The organism is Microbacterium sp. JZ101 (assembly GCF_053903175.1).
The window spans coordinates 1395978-1413476 of the sequence record NZ_CP096400.1 but is presented as its reverse complement, the minus strand read 5'-3'; the positions used below and the strand labels follow the sequence as shown (position 1 = coordinate 1413476).

Annotated in this window: 17 protein-coding genes; 9 read left to right on the top strand and 8 right to left on the bottom strand. The window is 72.9% G+C overall.

Annotated features, from left to right (window positions below; genetic code table 11):
• Positions 1–72: 72 nt before the first annotated feature.
• Positions 73–870, bottom strand: a complete 798-nt coding sequence (gene otsB / locus M1D56_RS06470) for a trehalose-phosphatase (protein WP_456285026.1) — start codon at positions 868–870, stop codon at positions 73–75.
• On the bottom strand, positions 867–2282 hold the full coding sequence (otsA, locus tag M1D56_RS06465; RefSeq protein ID WP_271174008.1) for an alpha,alpha-trehalose-phosphate synthase (UDP-forming): 1416 nt from the start codon (positions 2280–2282) through the stop codon (positions 867–869). The genes otsB and otsA overlap by 4 nt, the downstream gene beginning before the upstream one ends.
• 171 nt (positions 2283–2453) lie before the next feature.
• Between otsA and M1D56_RS06460 the strand changes: the two genes are divergently transcribed.
• From M1D56_RS06460 to M1D56_RS06445, 4 genes are all read left to right on the top strand, one after another.
• The gene (locus tag M1D56_RS06460) at positions 2454–2741 is read left to right on the top strand and encodes a hypothetical protein (protein WP_271174007.1); all 288 of its coding nucleotides are present in this window, start codon (positions 2454–2456) and stop codon (positions 2739–2741) included.
• Positions 2742–2817: 76 nt separating this feature from the next.
• Positions 2818–3270 (top strand): MarR family winged helix-turn-helix transcriptional regulator, encoded by a 453-nt coding sequence (locus M1D56_RS06455; RefSeq protein WP_456285025.1) that lies wholly within the window; start codon positions 2818–2820, stop codon positions 3268–3270.
• Positions 3267–4496 (top strand): MFS transporter, encoded by a 1230-nt coding sequence (locus M1D56_RS06450; RefSeq protein ID WP_456285024.1) that lies wholly within the window; start codon positions 3267–3269, stop codon positions 4494–4496. Before M1D56_RS06455 ends, M1D56_RS06450 begins: the two co-directional genes overlap by 4 nt.
• A gap of 118 nt (positions 4497–4614) precedes the next feature.
• A complete protein-coding gene (locus tag M1D56_RS06445; protein WP_324011647.1) occupies positions 4615–5259 on the top strand; it encodes a GntR family transcriptional regulator in 645 nt (214 codons plus the stop codon).
• Here the strand turns inward: M1D56_RS06445 and M1D56_RS06440 are convergent.
• Together M1D56_RS06440 and M1D56_RS06435 are read right to left on the bottom strand one after the other, a co-directional pair.
• Positions 5244–6698, bottom strand: coding sequence for an anthranilate synthase component I family protein (locus tag M1D56_RS06440; RefSeq protein WP_456285023.1), 1455 nt, complete (start codon positions 6696–6698; stop codon positions 5244–5246). The two genes, M1D56_RS06445 and M1D56_RS06440, sit on opposite strands and share 16 nt — an antisense overlap.
• On the bottom strand, positions 6695–7291 hold the full coding sequence (locus M1D56_RS06435) for an anthranilate synthase component II (RefSeq protein WP_456285022.1): 597 nt from the start codon (positions 7289–7291) through the stop codon (positions 6695–6697). The genes M1D56_RS06440 and M1D56_RS06435 overlap by 4 nt, the downstream gene beginning before the upstream one ends.
• A gap of 45 nt (positions 7292–7336) precedes the next feature.
• Here M1D56_RS06435 and M1D56_RS06430 point away from each other — a divergent pair, with 45 nt between their 5' ends.
• Together M1D56_RS06430 and M1D56_RS06425 are read left to right on the top strand one after the other, a co-directional pair.
• The gene (locus M1D56_RS06430; RefSeq protein WP_456285021.1) at positions 7337–8128 is read left to right on the top strand and encodes an aminotransferase class IV; all 792 of its coding nucleotides are present in this window, start codon (positions 7337–7339) and stop codon (positions 8126–8128) included.
• 23 nt (positions 8129–8151) lie between these two features.
• Positions 8152–8805 (top strand): SIMPL domain-containing protein, encoded by a 654-nt coding sequence (locus tag M1D56_RS06425; RefSeq protein WP_456285020.1) that lies wholly within the window; start codon positions 8152–8154, stop codon positions 8803–8805.
• Positions 8806–8841: 36 nt separating this feature from the next.
• On the opposite strand, the gene M1D56_RS06420 is transcribed toward M1D56_RS06425, so the two are convergent.
• Both M1D56_RS06420 and M1D56_RS06415 read right to left on the bottom strand, forming a co-directional pair.
• Complete coding sequence (locus tag M1D56_RS06420) at positions 8842–10230, bottom strand: glycoside hydrolase family 43 protein (protein WP_456285019.1); 1389 nt, start codon at positions 10228–10230, stop codon at positions 8842–8844.
• Positions 10231–10374: 144 nt separating this feature from the next.
• A complete protein-coding gene (locus M1D56_RS06415) occupies positions 10375–10545 on the bottom strand; it encodes a hypothetical protein (RefSeq protein ID WP_456285018.1) in 171 nt (56 codons plus the stop codon).
• Between the two features lie 238 nt (positions 10546–10783).
• Between M1D56_RS06415 and M1D56_RS06410 the strand changes: the two genes are divergently transcribed.
• A complete protein-coding gene (locus tag M1D56_RS06410; protein ID WP_456285017.1) occupies positions 10784–11437 on the top strand; it encodes a phosphoribosyltransferase in 654 nt (217 codons plus the stop codon).
• 10 nt (positions 11438–11447) lie between these two features.
• A complete protein-coding gene (locus M1D56_RS06405; RefSeq protein WP_324011661.1) occupies positions 11448–12152 on the top strand; it encodes an IclR family transcriptional regulator in 705 nt (234 codons plus the stop codon).
• 10 nt (positions 12153–12162) lie between these two features.
• Here M1D56_RS06405 and M1D56_RS06400 read toward each other — a convergent pair whose 3' ends face one another.
• The gene (locus M1D56_RS06400) at positions 12163–14049 is read right to left on the bottom strand and encodes an FAD-binding monooxygenase (RefSeq protein ID WP_456285016.1); all 1887 of its coding nucleotides are present in this window, start codon (positions 14047–14049) and stop codon (positions 12163–12165) included.
• Positions 14050–14324: 275 nt separating this feature from the next.
• On the opposite strand from M1D56_RS06400, the gene M1D56_RS06395 reads away from it, so the two are divergent.
• Entirely contained in the window at positions 14325–15968 is a 1644-nt protein-coding gene (locus tag M1D56_RS06395) for a thiamine pyrophosphate-binding protein (RefSeq protein ID WP_456285015.1), read from the top strand.
• 57 nt (positions 15969–16025) lie between these two features.
• Here the strand turns inward: M1D56_RS06395 and M1D56_RS06390 are convergent, their stop codons facing one another.
• Positions 16026–17408 (bottom strand): MFS transporter, encoded by a 1383-nt coding sequence (locus M1D56_RS06390; RefSeq protein ID WP_456285014.1) that lies wholly within the window; start codon positions 17406–17408, stop codon positions 16026–16028.
• Between the last annotated feature and the right edge of the window lie 91 nt (positions 17409–17499).

Here is a 17499-nt window from a genome sequence, read left to right as displayed (position 1 = left end):
GGAAGTCTATTCCCCGCGCAGGGCGCCGCCGTGCCGCTGCGCAGGTGGGTCGACCACGGCGCGCGCGACTGGTCAGGATGCTCGACGACGCGCGATCTCGCTGAGCAGCGCGGCGAGAGCGGCGGCGTCGGGGACGCGCACGGCGGCCGCGGTCTCCCCCTCGCCGACGCGGATGCCGAGGTCGCCGTCCCCGAGCGCGCGGAGCGCATCCTCATCGGTCACGTCGTCGCCCGCGAAGAGCACGGCCGTCGCCCCCGTCGCCTCGCGCAGTGCGGCGACGGCCGAGTCCTTGCCCTCGTGCCGCCACGCGAACTCGACGACGTCCCGACCCGTCCGGCGACGCCATCCCGGTGCACGCTCGGCCATGAGGCGGTCGACCGCGTCCTGCGCGGCCGCGGTCGTCGCGTCGTCGGCGAGCCGCGTGTGCAGGGCGAATCCGAACGCCTTGCGCTCGATCCACGCGCCGGTCATCCCCGCGACGGCGGTCTCGACCCCGTCGACCAGCGCGGCGGCTGCGGCCCGCTCATCGGCGTCGTCGGCGGCGGCCACGGGCGCCGCTCCCGCGGGCCGCCAGTGCTCAGCGCCGTGCGAGCCGGAGAGCCACACGGGCGAGGCGTCGTCGTGCTCGGCGATCACCCGGAGGTCGGCGAGCGTGCGCCCCGAGACGAACGCCACGATCGTGTCGGGGGCGGCCGCGAGGGCCGCCACCGCCGCCGTGGCCTCGGGGATGGCCCTCGCCGTGAGCGGGTCGTCGACGAGCGGCGCGAGGGTGCCGTCGAAGTCGAGGGCCACGAGCAGCCGCGGCGCCTGCGCGACCGACGCGATGGCCGCCTCCGCGCGCGGGTCGCCGACGGGCGCCGCGCCGGTCACCGGCGACGCTCCCGGTAGGTCTCGAGGTCGGCCAGGAAGCGGCGCCCCCAGCGCTCGACGTCGTTCTCGAGCACGCGCCGGCGCATGCTGCGCATCCGCCGCGACTGCTCGGCCGGGGGCATCTCGATCGCGCGCATGATCGCCTCCTTCATGCCGTCGATGTCGTGCGGATTGACCAGCAGCGCGCTGCTGAGCTCGTCGGCGGCCCCCGCGAACTCGCTCAGCATGAGCACGCCGCGGTTGTCCGAGTGCACGGCGACGTACTCCTTCGCGACGAGGTTCATGCCGTCGCGCAGGGCCGTGACGAGCATGACGTCGGCCGCCAGGTAGAGCGCGACCATCTCCTCGCGCGGGAATCCCTGATGGAGGTAGCGGATGGCTGTGTGGTGGATCGTGTCGTAGTCGCCGTTGATGCGGCCGACCGTGAGCTCGATCTCGTCGCGGAGCTCCTGATACGCCTCGACACCCGGCCGGCTGGGGCTCGCGACCTGCACGAGCGTGACGTCGCCGACCTGCACGCGGCCGTCCTGCAGGAGCTCGCCGAACGCCTTGAGCCGGTGCCTGATGCCCTTGGTGTAGTCGAGGCGGTCGACCCCGAGGAGCACCTTGGAGGGGTTGCCGAGCTGCTCGCGGATCTCCTTCGCACGAGCGCGGATGGCCGGATCCTGGGCCAGCTCGATGAAGGACTGCGCGTCGATCGAGATCGGGTACGCCTTCGCGATCGCCGTGCGCGCGGTGCCGTCCGGCTGCGGGATGGTGATCGTGTCGCTCCTCGTCGCGTAGCGGAGGATGCGCCGCACCGAGCGCTGGAAGTTGCCGGCGTCGGCGACCCGCTGGAACCCGATGACGTCGGCGCCGAGGAGGCCCTCGACGACCTGGCGGCGCCACGGGAGCTGGGCGTAGAGGCCGTAGGCGGGGAACGGGATGTGGTGGAAGTAGCCGATGATGACGTCCGGCCGCAGCTCGCGGAGCATCTGCGGGACGAGCTGGAGCTGGTAGTCCTGGACCCACACGAAGCCGCCCTCCGACGCGACCTCGGCCGCGGCCTCGGCGAAGCGGCGGTTGACGCGGACATACGCGTCCCACCAGCGGCGCTTGTAGACCGGCGTCGCGATGACGTCGTGGTACAGCGGCCAGATCGTGCCGTTGGCGAAGCCCTCGTAGTAGTCCTCGAGCTCCTCGGCGCTGAGCTGGATCGGCACGAGGTGCGTGCCGTCGAAGTCGAACGGCTCGACGTCGAGGCCCGGCTTGCCCGCCCAGCCCACCCACGCGCCGTCGACCTTGTGCATGACCTGCTCGAGAGCCGTCACGAGACCGCCCGGGGAGCGACGCCAGGCCGGCTGGCCGGTCTCGTCCTCGATCCGATCCACGGGAAGGCGATTTGCTACGACGACGAGATCCGCTTCGGCCATGACGCTCCTTGAGTATCCGGTTCGCCAGTCTAGCCAGCGCCGCGCGGCCGGCCCCGCTCCCCCGCGGCGCCCTTGACGACACGGCGCCGGGTCCGATACCAGCGCGCGCGAGACGCCGCAAGCCCCACGGCGCCCTCTGCGCACGCGCGGGTCGCGCGCTAGCGTGGGGGCATGCGCAAGTACCTCATGGGAACCGGACTCCTCGGCGCGATCACGAGCGGCTACTCGCTGCTGAAGGGATCGAACGACAAGCGGTTCACGTGGCGCGTCGCACTCGCCTGGCTGAGCTGGGCGATCACGCTCACCCTCGCGATCGGCGAGGCCCGCGACATCCGCACCGCCTCGCGCGGCGGCGCCGTCCCCGAGGACTCCCCCATCGCCGGCAAGGAGTACAAGTACGCCGGCACGCCGAAGCCCGGCAAGAAGGACAAGGGCACGCGCGGCCGCAAGCGCCGCTGACGCTCGCGGCGTCAGCGCGTCGCTCCGTCGTCCCCATATCCATACCGTGGTTATATAACTGCGGTATGCTGTTGACATGGATCGCGCACGGGACCTCGAGAGCATCATCGTCGCGGCGCACGCGCTCACCCGCGTGGCGGCGCTCGAGACCCGGAACGAGGCGCCCGCCGCACAGTGGCGGACCCTCGCGATCCTCCGCGAACGGGGGCCGCTGCGCATCGGCGAGCTCGCTCGACTCAGCCGCATCACGCAGCCGGGCGTCACGCGCCTGATCGGCGGCATGGCCGACGCGGGGCTCGTCGCGCGCGGGCCCGACCCGGACGACTCGCGCGCGGTGCGCGTGGCCGCCACCGAGCGCGGCGAGCAGGCGTACGCCGCATGGCGCGTGCAGCTCGTCGAGGCGCTCCTCCCCCGCTTCGCGGATCTCAGCGACAGCGAATGGCAGGCGCTGCGCACCTCGGCAGAGCTGCTCACGCAGCGGATGGCCGACGCGCGGCCCGCGAACGGAGAGGAGAGCTCGGCACCATGAGCTCAGGAGAGAGAACGGCGTCGATCTGGCGCCAGCCGATGCAGGTGTGGGCGGTCGCATTCGCGAGCGTCGTCGCGTTCATGGGGATCGGCCTGGTCGACCCGATCCTGCCCTCGATCGCGGAGCAGCTGCACGCGACCCCCGCCGAGAGCGAGCTGCTCTTCACGAGCTACCTCGTCATCACGGGGCTCATGATGCTCTTCACGAGCTTCGTCTCGAGCCGCATCGGCGCCAAGCGCACCCTCCTCATCGGGCTCGGGTTCATCCTCGTGTTCGCGTTCCTGTGCGCTGTCAGCGGCTCGGTCGACGCCGTGATCGGCTTCCGCGCGGGCTGGGGCCTCGGCAACGCGCTCTTCATCTCGACAGCCCTCGCGACGATCGTCGGCGCGGCGGCCGGCGGCAGCGCGAACGCGATCATGCTCTACGAGGCCGCGCTCGGCCTCGGTCTCGCCGTGGGCCCGCTCGTCGGCGGCCTGCTCGGCGAGGTGACCTGGCGCGCTCCCTTCTTCGGCGTCGCGACCCTCATGGCCATCGCCATCATCGCGATCGCCGTGCTGCTCAGGGCACCGGCCGACCGCCCGGAGCCCGTGCGCCTCACGGCGGCATTCCGCGCGCTCGCGACGCCAGCGCTCGGCCTGCTCGCGACGGCCGCGATCTTCTACAACATCGCGTTCTTCGTCCTGCTCGCCTACTCGCCGTTCCCGCTCGGCTTCTCGGCGCTCGGCATCGGCTTCACCTTCTTCGGCTGGGGGCTCGGCCTCGCGATCACCTCGATCTGGGGCGCGCCGCTGCTCCTGCGCGTCGTGCGCAGGACGACGGCGATCGCGATCGTCCTCCCGCTCATCGCGGTCGACCTCGTCGTCGCGGGGCTCCTCGTCCACAGCAAGCCCGCGCTCGTGACGTGCATCGTCGTGGGCGGGCTGCTGTTCGGCTTCATGAACACGATCCTCACGGAGACCGTGATGGAGGCGACCGACATCCCGCGCTCGATCGCGTCGTCGTCGTACTCGGGCGTGCGCTTCCTCGGCGGCGCCGCCGCGCCGCCCCTCGCGGCCGTGCTCGCCGAGCATTGGGGCGACACCGCTCCCTACGTCTTCGGGGCGATCGCGGCGCTCATCGCCGCCGTCATCGTCGTGAGCGGACGCCGTCTGCTCGCGCGCGCCGATGCGGGCCACGAGACCGCGGTCGACCAGGCTCAGGCCGTCCTCGTCGGCGACGCCGACTGATGCGGCGCCCCGTGGAGTCTCGGCGCCGAGCGCGCCGCGACTCCACGGGCACCTGGGTATCGCGCTCCGAGCGCGCGCGGCCCTACACTGCGAACATGCGCGTCATATCGGTATCGCGATGAGCGACTTCACGCCCCTGCGGCCCCCGGCACCCACTCGACTGAGCGAGCTCGTGTTCGAGCGCATCGCCGCGTCGATCGTGTCGGGAGAGCTCGCGCCCGGGGCCCAGATCAAGGACGACGAGGTCGCCGCCCAGCTCGGCGTGTCCCGCATGCCGGTGCGCGAGGCCTTCCTCCATCTCGAGCGCATCGGCCTCATCGAGATGGTCGCGAGCAGATACACGCGCGTGACCGAGATGACGCCCGAGATCGCCCGGGACGCCTTCGAGTACGCGGGCAACCAGGCCGGATGGGCGGGGCGCCTCGCGGCCGAGCGGATGACCGACGAGGAGCTCGCGCACGCGCTCTCGCTCCTCGACGCGATCCTCGCCGAGACCGGCGACGCCGACGCCCATCGGAAGCGTCTCGACGACTTCTACCTCGACCTCCTCGAGCAGTCGCGCAGCCGGCAGCTCCAGCTCGCGTCGCGCGACATCAACCTCGCGCTCGCGCGAGCGGTGCACGGCGTCGAGTCGGTGCCGGACGACCTGCTCGCCGCGATGGGCGACGGGTACCGGCGGCTGCGCGAGGCGCTCGCGGAGCGCGATGCCGACGGCGTCGAGCGGATCATCCGGGAGATCCACGCGATCTACGCGCGACTCTGACCGTCTTCGAAGGGGTGCGTGCAGCCGAAGGCGCGCAGCATCGCCGCCGACTTCGCGACGGTCTCGTCGGCCTCGGCCGCGGGATCGCTGTCGATCGTGATCGCGCCGCCCGTGCCGATGCGCGCGACGCCGTCGGCGACGACCGCGGTGCGGATGACGACCGACAGGTCGACGGCGCCGCAGCGCGAGAAGGCGCCGATGACCCCGGCGTAGACCCCGCGCGGCTCCGCCTCGAGCGCATCGAGCAGCTCGACCGTGCGCCGCTTCGGCGCACCCGTCATCGACCCCGGCGGGAACAGCGCCCCCGCGGCCCGCACGCCCGCGGCGGGGCGCGGCAGCAGGCGCGCCCGCACCGAGGTCACGAGCTGGTGCACCGTCGCATACGTCTCCACGGCCATGAGCTGGGGCACGTCGACGGTGCCCGGGGCGCTGATCCGGCCCAGGTCGTTGCGCAGCAGGTCGACGATCATGAGGTTCTCGCTGCGCGTCTTCGGGTCCGCGGCGAGCGCGGCCGCCGCCGCGCGGTCGGCGGCGGGATCGGCGAGGCGTCGCGCGGTGCCCTTGATCGGCTTCGTCTCGGCCCAGCCCGAGCGCGAGACCGTGAGATAGCGCTCGGGCGAGCACGACAGGATCGTCCGGCCCGGCAGCCGCAGATACGACGCGTAGGGAGCGGGGTTGGCGCGCCGCAGCCGCCGGTACGCCTCGAAGGGCGCGTCGTCGACCGGGCACCGCAGCGTGTAGGTGTAGCAGGCCTCGTAGGAGTCCCCCGCGAGGAGCCACGAGCGGACGGCGTCGAGGTCGCGCCGGTAGCGCGCGCGGGTCACGGAGGCCTCAGCAGCGCCCGCGAGCGGCGGCGCGAGCGGCGGCGCGAGCGGCGGCGCGAGCGGCGCGAGCTCGCCGAGCCGCTGAGCCGTCGCGGCGATCCAGGAGCGCGCGTCCGCCTCGTCGGATGCGGGGCCGGTCGCGACGACCTGCACGACGCCGTCGACGTGGTCGACGACGACGTACCGGCTGAGGTGCACGAGCTGGGCGTCGGGCTCGCGCGTCGGCCGCCGCGCGCCGATGTCCTTGACGCCGTAGCCGATCGCGCCCACGTAGCCGCCGGCGAACGGGAGATCGGACGGCGCATCGACGGGGTTCACGTCGAGGCGCTCGGCGAGCAGCTCCCACAGGTCGATCCCGGCTCCCGCGTCGGCCCCGTCGATCCGCACCCGGCCGTCCGCCGCCCAGAACTCCACGACGTGATCGCGCGGCCCCTCCGGCGCGCCGATGATCGACCAGCGGCCCATGCCGTACGCCTGCTGGGCGCTGTCGAGCCAGACCGCCGTCCCTCCGTCCGGGCCGTGGAGCGCGGCGAAGATCGCCTCGGCGTCGGCCTCGAGCGGCAGCGTGCGCGTCCACGCGAGCCACGTGCCGGGGCGCCCCGTCGAGCCCGTCATGCGCGCTCCTGTGCGAGGAAGTTCTCGACGATCCGACCGCCCGCGCCGGTCCCGATCGACTCCGGATGGAACTGCACGCCCCACCATCCGCGCTCGATGCACTCCCCCGCCATGATGAGGCCGTCCTCCGAGCGCGCGGTCACGCGCAGCGCAGCCGGAGCGGGCTCGGCCACGACGAGCGAGTGGTAGCGGACGGCGTCGAACCCGTCGCTCACGCCCGCGAACAGGGCGGACCCGTCGTGCGCGATGCGGTCGATCCGCCCGTGCGCGGGGCGCGGGGCCGGCACGATGCGCCCGCCCAGCGCGACCGCCATCGCCTGGAATCCGAAGCACACGCCGAGCACGGGCACCGCCGCGCGCTCGAGCACCTCGAAGCCGCGCCCGACGTCCTCCGCGCGATGGGGTGTGCCGGGCCCCGGGCCGAGCACGACGTGCGAGTACCCCGCCAGGTGGTCGACGTCGACGTCGTCGTTCTGCACGAGGTGCGGCTCCACGCCCGTCGCGCTCCAGATGAGCTGCAGCAGGTTGCCCGTGTACGAGTCGTAGTTGTCGACGAGGAGCACTCGGAGCCCGCCTGCCTGTCCCTTCGTCATCGACACCATTCTGGGGCACGCGCGGACGGGTGCGAGACTGGGCGCATGCAGCTGCTCGACGGGGTGCCCGCGTCGGCGGCCGATCTCCAGCCGCTCGCGCTCACGGGCTTCGGCCACTTCACCACGGTGCGGGTCGAGCGCGGCGGCGTGCGCGGCCTCGCGCGGCACCTCGCGCGGCTCGCGCGAGACTGCCGCACGGTGTTCCGCGTCGAGCTCGACATCGCGACCGTGCGCGATCAGCTGCGCGCGGCGATCGCCGACGAGCCGGACCCCGTCGTCGTGCGGGTGACGGTGTTCGACCCTCGGCTCGGGGTCGAGCGACCCGGAGCGGAGGCTCGCCCCCGCGTGCTCATGACGCCGCGCCCTGCCGCCCCCGCGCGGCCTCCCGCTCTGCGCGTGCGCACGGTCCGCTACGCCCGCGAGCTCCCGGCCGTCAAGCACACGGGCCTCTTCGGCGCTCTGCTCGCCCGTGCCGAGGCGCAGCGCGACGGGTGGGATGACGCCGTCTTCGCCGACGACGCCGGTCGGCTCGCGGAGGGGCCCACCTGGAACCTCGGGTTCGTGCGCGACGGCGACGTCGTCTGGCCGACCGCCGACGCGCTGCCCGGTGTCACGGCGGCGGTTCTCGACGACGCGCTGCGCGCGCAATCGGTGCCGAGCTCGACCGCAGCCGTGACGCCGGCGGATCTCCCCCGGATGGACGCGGCGTTCGCGACGAACGCCGGATTCGGTGTGCGGCCCATCGCGAGCATCGACGGGGTCGCGTGGGATCCCGCGCACCCGGCGCTCGAGCGGCTCGAGACGGCCTATCTCGGGATCCCGCTCGAGCAGGTGTGAGGGCGCCCGCGTAGAGTCGCGCCATGAGCGATGTCATCATCACGGTGCGCGGCGAGGATGAGGAGCGCAGGGCCCCCGAGCGGGCGACCCTCCATCTCTCCGTGCGCGCCGACGCGCCGGCGCGCGACGAGGTCGTGCGGCGCGTCCTCGCGCGGTCCGAGACGGTCCGCGAGCGGATCGCCGCGGCGAGCGCGGCCGGATCGATCCTCGACTGGTCGAGCGCGCGTCTCGCCGTGCGCGTCGAGCGCCCGTGGGGCGACGGCGGCGTCCGCCACGACCCCGTGCACACGGCCGCGGTCGAGTTCACGGCGACGTTCGCCGATGCCGGCGACCTGTCCGCGTGGGTGTCGGACACGTCGACGCTCGACGACGTCGAGATCGGCGAGGTGCACTGGCACCTGACCGCGCAGACGCGGGCCGCCCTCGAGCGCGACGTCGCCGCGCGGGCGGTGGGCATCGCGGTCGCGAGGGCGAAGGCGTACGCCGAGGCGCTCGGCCTGCACTCCGTCGTCCCGCTCGAGGTGGCCGACGCGGGCTTCCTCGCCCCCGAGGGCGGCCCGCGGCCGCTTCGCGCGATGCGCGCGACGGCGTTCGACGCCGCAGAGGCCGCCGTGGGCTACCGCCCCGACGACATCGTCGTGGGGGCCGCCGTCGAGGCGCGGTTCGCCGCGCGCTGAGGCGGCGGGCGCCGCACGCGCCCGCCGCCTCACGCGTCATCGTCGTCCGGGCTTCGCGACCGAGAGCTGGGCGACGTCGCTCTGCACCCGGCCGTGGGCGTTCTCGACCGTCGCGCGCACGAGCATCCCGTCGCTCTCGGAGCGCGCCTTCTCGATGCGGTACGACGCCGAGCCATCCGTCGCGATCTGCGCGGTCGAGCCGGCCGCGGGCTGCCACGTCGCGCCGCCATCAGCGGATGTCTCCCACGTGACGACCGGAGCGGGCGCACCCGAGACCTCGATCGCGAACTGCGCCGATCCGTTCCTGCGCGCCGTCGCGTCCTCCGGCTGCGCGGCGATCTCGGGCAGCCCGACCGTCTGATCGACCACGGGCCATCCGTCCTCCCACGCGAGTCGATGGAGACCGAGACGGGGGAAGTAGGGGATCTCCTCATTGGCCGCGTCGTAGTAGTGGAAGGCGAGCACGCCGTCGTCGACGGACTGCCCGCCCGGGCCGACGATCGCGCCGTGGGTGTCGAGCAGCGTGCTCCCTCCCCCGCCGAGCATGTCGCGGCCGTCCTTGTCGAGGTACGGGCCCGTGACCGACCGCGAGCGCCCCACCGCGACGTGATAGGTGCTGTCCGCACCCTGGCAGCAGGCGTCGAAGGAGACGAAGAGGTAGTACCAGCCGTCGTGCTCCTCGATGAACGGCGCCTCGACGCGATTGCCGGGAGCGAAGCGGTCGACGAGGTGCACGGCGTTCTCGACCGCGCCGGGCACGGGCTTGCCGCTCGGCCACGCGATCTCGACGAGGAAGATCCCGTACCAGTGCGAGCCGATCGCCATGTAGGGCGTGCCGTCGGCGTCCTCGATGATGCCGGCGTCGATCGCGTTGAACTCCTTGCCGCCGGCGATGGGCTGGGGCGACGCGATGACGGGACCCTGGTCGACCCACGCGTAGTCGGGGTCGTCGGGGTCGAGCGTCGTGTTCGTCGCGAGCGCCGTGACGGAGGTGTTCGTGCCGAAGCGCGACGCGGAGTAGTAGAGGTAGTAGGTGCCGTCGTGCTCGTAGAGCTCGGGCGCCCACAGGTTGTCGGGCAGTGCTCCGTCGGCGAAGTGGTCGTCGATCCAGGCGGGGATCTCGTCCCACACGTTGCCGTCGTACTCCCAGGTGACGCCCTCGTCGTGCGACGACCAGGTCTGGATCGTCCCGCCGTTCGCGCGGCCGACCTCTCCGGTCGAGTACACGTACCACGTGCCGTCGCTCTCGTCGATGAAGAGCGACGGGTCGTGGATCGGCGCGGTCTGCCCCGTGACCGAGATGCCTCCGGTCGGTGCCGGCTCCGGCTCGGTCGGCGGGGCGGCCGCGGCGGGCACGGCGGCGCTCACGACGAGCGTGGCCGTCAGCAGCGCGGCCGGGAGAAGAGAAGAGCGGCGCGATGTCATCTGACTCCTTTTACAACGTTGTAGATCAAGGCTGCACCGACCCTAGCCGGACCGGACACGAGGGGTCAACCGCACGAGAGAGGGGAACGCGCCGGCGCGTTCCCCTCGACCTCGTGCGGGACGTCGTCCCGACGGCGCTCGGAGTCAGGCGGTCATGCCGCCTCCTCCGATCACGCGTCCGCGCGTCTCGGATTCGCGCGCGAACGGGGTGTGGGCGTTCTGAGAGAAGCCGGGCGTCTCGGCGAGCATGCTGTGGCTCGTCTGACGCCGGGAGTCCCCCACCTCTGCGCACACGTCATAGCGGATGAAAGGCATTTCCGTCTCCCTGCAGATGAGGCCCCAGTCGCCCCGCGATCCCCCTGCACGCCGATCCGTCCGGCGGGCAGCCCCTCGGTCTCCAGGACGTTCCCCATCCGCCCTCCAGTAAAGCCACCTCGACGTCCGCGAGGTGGGTGCGTCGCGGATTTAACCCTCGACTTCACCCATTGCATCCTCCGGAGGATCATGGCAGAAGGGAGGTGTCCACGGAAGGGCGGGAAGGAGCGCTGACAGGATGCGGACCGACCGCTTCGCCGACCGCGCGGAGGCGGGCCGCGCGCTCGCCGACCTGCTCGCGGATCTCCGCGGCACGCCGGATCTCCTCGTCCTGGGGCTCCCGCGCGGCGGCGTGCCGGTCGCGGCGGGGGTCGCGCGTGCGCTCGGCGCCGAGCTCGACGTGCTCGTGGCGCGCAAGCTCGGCCATCCGGCGCAGCCCGAGGTCGCCATGGGCGCGATCGCCGCGGTCGGGCGCGACGACCTCGCCGCCGTGGAGAACCCGGCCATCGTCGACCCCTCGGCGATGGCCGGCGTGCGGGCCGACGAGGAGGTCGAGCTGCGGCGCCGACAGCGGGCGTACCGAGACGGCCGACCGCCCGTGCGGATCGACGGCCGCGTGGTCGTGCTCGTCGACGACGGCCTGGCGACGGGCGCCACCATGCGCGCCGCCGTCGCGGCCGTGCGCGCGGCCTCCCCCGCCCGCGTCATCGTCGCCGTCCCCGTCGCGCTCGGAACGACGGCCGACGACATCGCACGCGAGGCCGACGAGGTGGTGTGCGCGTGGACCGCCGAGGGCCTGTGGGCCGTCGGCGCCGCGTACGACCGCTTCGATCAGACGAGCGACGACGAGGTGCGCGAGCTCCTCGCACGCGCCCTGCGGGACATGTCCTAGTCTCGAACTCATGGCGGCACCCGCAGCTGGATCGCAGACGCTGAGCCGCGGCATCCGGCTGCTCGAGCTGATCGCCGCCTCCGAGCGCGATCCGACGATCGACGAGCTCGCGGCGCGCCTCGACGTGCACCGCTCGGTCGCCTACCGTCTGCTGCGCACGCTCGAGGACCACGGACTCGTCTCCCGCGACGAATCGGGCAGGGTCGCGCTCGCCGCGGGCCTCGCCGCCCTGGCGGCCGGCGTCTCGCGCGATCTCCGCCAGGCCGCGCTCCCCGATCTCGAGGCGGTCGCCGACGAGCTCGGGATGACCTGCCTCCTCGCGATCCAGCTCGACCGCGACGAGGCCGTGACGCTGCTGAGCGCATCGCCGCGGCAGACGATCGCCGTCGTCTCCTACCGCCCCGGCCATCGCCATCCCATCACGCGAGGCGGGCCCGGCAAGGCGATCCTCCTGTCCATCCCCGAGGAGTCCTGGCCCGCCGACGTCGACGACCGGCTGCGCACGGAGATCGCGGAGAGCCGCGCGCGCGGGTACGCCGTCAGCCACGACGAGGTCGTCTCGTCGCTGCACTCCGTCGCGGTTCCGCTGACCGTGCCGGGTCAGCCGCCCGCCGCGATCGCGGTCATCCACGTGTCGCTGCCGCGCGAGGCCGCGGCCATCGCCGCGCGCCTGCAGTCCGCGGCCGCGAGCGTCGTGCGCCGCTACGGGGCCTGACCGGAGCGGATCAAGCGTCGACGGCGGTCGCCGCGCAGCCGGCGAAGAATGCGGCGAGCTCGTCGCGCGCCGCGAGCGGGAGGACGTGCGCGACGTACTGATCGGGCCGCACCACGACGACGGCGCCCGAGCGGTCGACGCCGCGCGCGTCGAAGATGTCGTCGCGCGGATCGGCCGCGTACACCTTCTCGTGGTCGACGACCTGGAACGGCCCCGTGCGGGGCCGGAACACGTCGGGCACGCGTCCCGGATCGACGTCGAGATGCGCCTCCTGGTAGACGACCTTCACGTCGAACCACGCATCGCGGTCGGCGCCGGCGGGCGTCGCGGCGAGCGGCGACGCCGCCGAGGTCGCGAGCCACTCGGCGAGCTCGACCGTCTCCGACCCGCGCGCGAGGCCATCCGCCCCCGCGAAGACGTAGATGCGCCAGCGGCCGTCCGCACGCGCGTGGTGCCCCAGGTGCACGGGATTGCCGTCGCACACGCGCACGACCGGGTGCGATCGGAAGCGCTTGCCGATCGGGAACCCGGCGGCGAGCGCCTGGTGGACACCCTCCCCCACGATCATGGACGGCGCGTACTCGGTCATGAACCCCGCGGGGAACTCGGCCGTCTGCACGTAGAAGCGCTCGAGCTCGGTCGGGTCGTCCAGCTCGTCGGGCTTCGCGGCCATGAGCGACGACCACTTCCGGTCGAAGTCGATGAGGTTCTGCGCGACGACCTGCCGCTCGGCGGAGTACGTCGCGAGCAGGGTCTCGGGCGCGCGGCCCTCGAGCACGTGGCCCAGCTTCCACCCGAGGTTGAAGCCGTCCTGGATCGACACGTTCATCCCCTGTCCGGCCTTGGCACTGTGCGTGTGGCACGCGTCGCCCATGATGAAGACGCGCGGCGTGCGCGAGCCCGGCTCGATGACGTCGTCGAAGCGATCGGTGACGCGGTGGCCGACCTCGTACACGCTGCGCCATGCGACGTGCCGCACGGTGAGCGTGTACGGGTGGAGGATCTGGTTGGCGCGGGCCTCGACCTCCTCCTGCGTCGTCAGCCGCACCCGACCGTCGTCGTCGGGCGGCACCTCGCCGAGGTCGACGTACATGCGGAAGAGATGGTTCCCCTCGCGGGGGATGTGCAGGATGCTGCCGCCGTCGTGCGACTGGATGGCGCACTTGCGGCGGATGTCGGGGAAGTCGGTGTCGGCGAGCACGTCCATGACGCCCCACGCGTGGAACGCCTTCGCGCCCTGGTGCGTCGCGCCGATCGCCTCGCGCACGCGGCTGTGCGCCCCGTCGCCGCCGACGACGTACTTCGCGCGGACGACGCGCTCGGCGCCCTGGTCCGGGCCGACGGTGCGCCGCAGCGTGACCGACACCGGATGGTCGCCCTCGCCGATCTCGAGCCCGACGAACTCCCACCCGTAGTCCGGCCGGTTCCGTGTGGGCGAGTGCGCCATGACCTCGAGGAAGTAGTCCTGCACGCGCGCCTGGTTCACGATGAGGTGCGGGAACTCGCTGATGCCGGTCGGGTCGTCGGGGGCGACCGCGGTGCGCACGATGTTCTCGGGATGCGCGGCATCCGGCTTCCAGAACGCCATCTCGGTGATGCGGTAGGCCTCCTCGATGATGCGGTTCGCGAAGCCGAACGCCTGGAACGTCTCGACGCTGCGGGCCTGGATGCCGTCGGCCTGGCCGACCTCGAGCCGTCCGCCGCGGCGCTCGATGATGCGCGTCGTGATCCCGGGGAACTGCGAGAGCTGCGCCGCGAGGGTGATGCCCGCGGGCCCGGTGCCGACGATGAGGACGTCGACGACGTCGGGGAGCTCCCCCGGGCGCTCCAGCCCGACGCCCGCGGCCGGCTGCACGCGCGGATCGCCGGAGACGTAGCCATGGTGGTGGAACTGCACGGGAGATCTCCTCACGTCGATGTGGGTGATGCAGGCTGCTGCGCCGCGAGTTCGATAATCGAACACGTCGTTCTCTTATCGAATGAGCCGAGCGTACTCCGGATCCGCCGTCGAGGCAAGAGAACGTATACGATCAGCCCGTCGATTCGATAGGATGGTCGCGTCCGGGCCGCGGGAGCGCCCGGTGCTCGAAAAAGGGGCACGAAGCCGCGCGGCGGCGCGAGCGAGACACATACGGAGCACCGTCGCCCGTCCTCGTCTCGAAAGGCCCTGCCATGCCCCATGTCTCCCAGCACGTCGCCGTCGCCCTCGCCCGCCACATCGACCAGGTGTTCGGCCTCATGGGCAACGGCAACGCCCACTTCCTGGACGCCATCCTGCGGCACACGTCCGCGTCATTCACCGCCGTCCGCCACGAGGCGGGCGCGGTGGTCGCGGCTGACGCGCACTATCGCGCCTCCGGACGGATCGCCGCCGCGACGACGACGTACGGAGCGGGCTTCACGAACACCCTCACCGCGCTCGCCGAGGCGGCGCAGGCGCGCGTGCCTCTCGTCCTCATCGTCGGGGACGAGCCGACATCCGGACCCCGTCCGTGGGACGTCGACCAGATCGCGCTCGCCTCGGCCGTCGGCGTCCGCACGTACACCGCCGGACGCCTGGACGCCGCCGCGAGCACCGTGATCGCGATCGAGCACGCGCTGTCGTACCGCGTGCCCGTCGTGCTCGCGATCCCCTACGACGTGCCGACCCTCGAGGCCGGCGAGGTGCCGCCGACGCCGCCGCTGCATCTGCCGCAGCCGCAGGAGCCGTCGCCGGCCACCCGCGCCGCGATCGCGCGCGTCGCCGAGGCGCTCGCCGCGGCCGAGCGGCCGCTCCTCCTCGCGGGGCGCGGTGCGCACCTGGCCGGCGCGCGCACCGCGCTGGGCGCCCTCGCCGACACGACGGGGGCGATCACGGCATCGACGGCGCTCGGCCGCGGGGTCTTCCCCGATCCGCGCCACGATCTCGGCGTGACGGGAGGCTTCGGCGCCCTGGGGGCGATGGAGCTCATCCGCGAGGCCGACGTCGCCGTCGTTCTCGGCGCGTCCCTCAGCCCGTTCACGATGCGCTTCGGCGAGCTCTTCTCGCCCGGAACCCGCGTCGCGCAGGTCGACGTCGCGCCGACGGCGACCCATCCGCGCGTCGGCGAGTTCCTGCAGGGCGACGTGCGCGTGATCGCCGAGCACCTCGTGCGCGCGCTCGACGGGGCGACGCCGTCGGGGTGGCGCGAGAGCGTCGACCTCGCTCCCCTGCGCCTGCAGGACCCGGGCGAGCGCACGGCGCCCGATGGGCGGCTCGACCCGCGCAGCGCCGCGGCGCGCATCGGCGAGCTCCTGCCCGAGGACCGCATCGTCGTGAGCGACGGCGGGCACTTCATCGCGTGGGCCAACATGTACTGGCCGGTCGCGTCGCCCGAGCGGATGATCATGGTCGGCACCGCGTACCAGTCGATCGGGCTGGGGTTCCCGAGCGTCGCGGGCGCCGTGCAGGCCGCGCCGTCGGCGACGGTCGTGCTCACGACCGGCGACGGGGGCGGCCTCATGGCGCTCGCGGATCTCGAGACCGCCGTCCGGACCGCGGGCGGCCGGGGCATGTGCGTCGTCTGGAACGACGGGGCGTATGGCGCCGAGGTGAACCTCTACGGGCTCAAGGGCCTCGCCGAGGCGCCCATGCTCATCCCCGACGTCGACTTCGCGGCGCTCGGTGCGGCGGTGGGAGCCGAGGGGGTGGTGGTGCGCGACCTCGCCGACCTCGAGCACCTCGCGCGCTGGACCGCGCGCCCCGTCGAGGAGCGGCCGTTCCTCCTGCTCGACCTCCGCGTGAGCCGGTCGGTCATCGCCCCGTATCAGCGCGAGGTCATCCGCGTGAACAGCTGAGGCGTCGTCGCCGAGGAGGCCGCCCGGATCACCGGGCGGCCTCCTTCCGTGCGCGGGTCAGCGCTCCCAGGCGTAGATGCCCTCGGACTGCTCGGCCTCCGCGGTCGGGCGCAGGTTGATGCCCTTGCGATCGCGCAGGAGCAGCGTCGCGACGAGGCCGACGGCCGTCATGCCGACGAGGTACCACGTGACCGAGGTCGACGAGCCCGTCGTCTGCTGCAGCCACTGCGCGATCGTCGGGGCGAACGCCCCGCCGAGGATGGCGCCGATCGCGTAGGAGATGGAGACGCCCGAGAAGCGGACGGAGGCCGGGAACATCTCGCTGTACCACGCCGACTGCGGGCCGTAGGTGAACCCCAGCCCGATCGTCAGCAGGATCAGGCCGAGCGCGAGGAGAGCGGCGCTGCCGGTGTTCACGAGTGGGAAGAGCGCGAAGAGCGCGGCGCCCTGCGCGACCCAGCCGATGATGTACGTCGTGCGCCGACCGAGCACGTCGCTCAGCCAGCCGGCGATGAACGTGGAGACGAGCCACGTCACCGACGAGGCCGTGACCGCCCACAGCACCGCGCCGCGATCGAGCCCGACGGGCCCGTCGGGGTTCGTCGCGTAGTTCTGCACGTAGCCGCCGGTCGTCATGTAGCCCACCGCGTTGTTGCCCGCGAAGACGAGCGCCGCGAGCACCACGAGCGGCGCGAAGCGCGCGAAGAGCCTCACGACGGGCGCGCTCGTGCGCTCCTTGCGCTCGGCGATCTCGGTGAAGACCGGGCTCTCCTCGACGCGGCGGCGCACCCAGTAGCCCACGACGATGAGGACGATCGAGAAGAGGAACGGGATGCGCCAGCCCCATTCGAGGAAGGCGTCGCCGGGGAACACGGCGTTCATGATCGCGAGCATGGCGCTCGCGAGGAGGAGGCCGATGGGGACGCCGATCTGCGGCATCGCGCCGTAGAGGCCGCGGCGGTCGCGCGGCGCGTGCTCGACGGCCATGAGCACGGCGCCGCCCCACTCGCCGCCCGCCGAGACGCCCTGCAGGACGCGCAGGACGATGAGGAGGATCGGCGCGGCAGCGCCGATCTGCGCGTAGGTCGGCAGGAGCCCGATGAGGACGGTCGCTGCTCCCATGAGGATGAGCGTCACGACGAGGACGATGCGGCGGCCGAAGCGGTCGCCGAAGTGGCCCGCGAGGAACGCGCCGAGCGGGCGGAAGAGGAAGCTGATGCCGACCGTGAGGAACGACAGGATCGTGCCGAGGCCCGGGCCCGCGGGCTCGAAGTAGAGCTGCGCGAACACGAGGCCGGCGGCCGAGGCGTAGATGAAGTAGTCATACCACTCGACGGTCGTGCCGACGACGGTCGCGATGGCGACGCGGCGGCGGTCGGCCGACGAGGCGATGGTGCCGGTGGGCGTGAGCGGCCCGCCGTTCGGGTGATGCGCGGACATCTGGCACTCCAATGTGACGAGGTCGGATGGCGCGTCTGCGCGCCGTCGATCTGGACAATATACGATTTCGAATACGTTCCGACAACACCCC

Bases quoted from the DNA above. Each gene is read 5' to 3' on its own strand.
- M1D56_RS06420 (WP_456285019.1), bottom strand. From the start codon at position 10,230: ATGACATCGCGCCGCTCTTCTCTTCTCCCGGCCGCGCTGCTGACGGCC.
- M1D56_RS06455 (WP_456285025.1), top strand. From the start codon at position 2,818: ATGGATCGCGCACGGGACCTCGAGAGCATCATCGTCGCGGCGCACGCG.
- M1D56_RS06405 (WP_324011661.1), top strand. From the start codon at position 11,448: ATGGCGGCACCCGCAGCTGGATCGCAGACGCTGAGCCGCGGCATCCGG.
- M1D56_RS06430 (WP_456285021.1), top strand. From the start codon at position 7,337: ATGCAGCTGCTCGACGGGGTGCCCGCGTCGGCGGCCGATCTCCAGCCG.
- M1D56_RS06440 (WP_456285023.1), bottom strand. From the start codon at position 6,698: ATGACGGGCTCGACGGGGCGCCCCGGCACGTGGCTCGCGTGGACGCGC.
- M1D56_RS06435 (WP_456285022.1), bottom strand. From the start codon at position 7,291: ATGACGAAGGGACAGGCAGGCGGGCTCCGAGTGCTCCTCGTCGACAAC.
- M1D56_RS06415 (WP_456285018.1), bottom strand. From the start codon at position 10,545: ATGCCTTTCATCCGCTATGACGTGTGCGCAGAGGTGGGGGACTCCCGG.
- otsA (WP_271174008.1), bottom strand. From the start codon at position 2,282: ATGGCCGAAGCGGATCTCGTCGTCGTAGCAAATCGCCTTCCCGTGGAT.
- M1D56_RS06425 (WP_456285020.1), top strand. From the start codon at position 8,152: ATGAGCGATGTCATCATCACGGTGCGCGGCGAGGATGAGGAGCGCAGG.
- M1D56_RS06395 (WP_456285015.1), top strand. From the start codon at position 14,325: ATGCCCCATGTCTCCCAGCACGTCGCCGTCGCCCTCGCCCGCCACATC.
- M1D56_RS06450 (WP_456285024.1), top strand. From the start codon at position 3,267: ATGAGCTCAGGAGAGAGAACGGCGTCGATCTGGCGCCAGCCGATGCAG.
- M1D56_RS06460 (WP_271174007.1), top strand. From the start codon at position 2,454: ATGCGCAAGTACCTCATGGGAACCGGACTCCTCGGCGCGATCACGAGC.
- M1D56_RS06410 (WP_456285017.1), top strand. From the start codon at position 10,784: ATGCGGACCGACCGCTTCGCCGACCGCGCGGAGGCGGGCCGCGCGCTC.
- M1D56_RS06445 (WP_324011647.1), top strand. From the start codon at position 4,615: ATGAGCGACTTCACGCCCCTGCGGCCCCCGGCACCCACTCGACTGAGC.
- M1D56_RS06390 (WP_456285014.1), bottom strand. From the start codon at position 17,408: ATGTCCGCGCATCACCCGAACGGCGGGCCGCTCACGCCCACCGGCACC.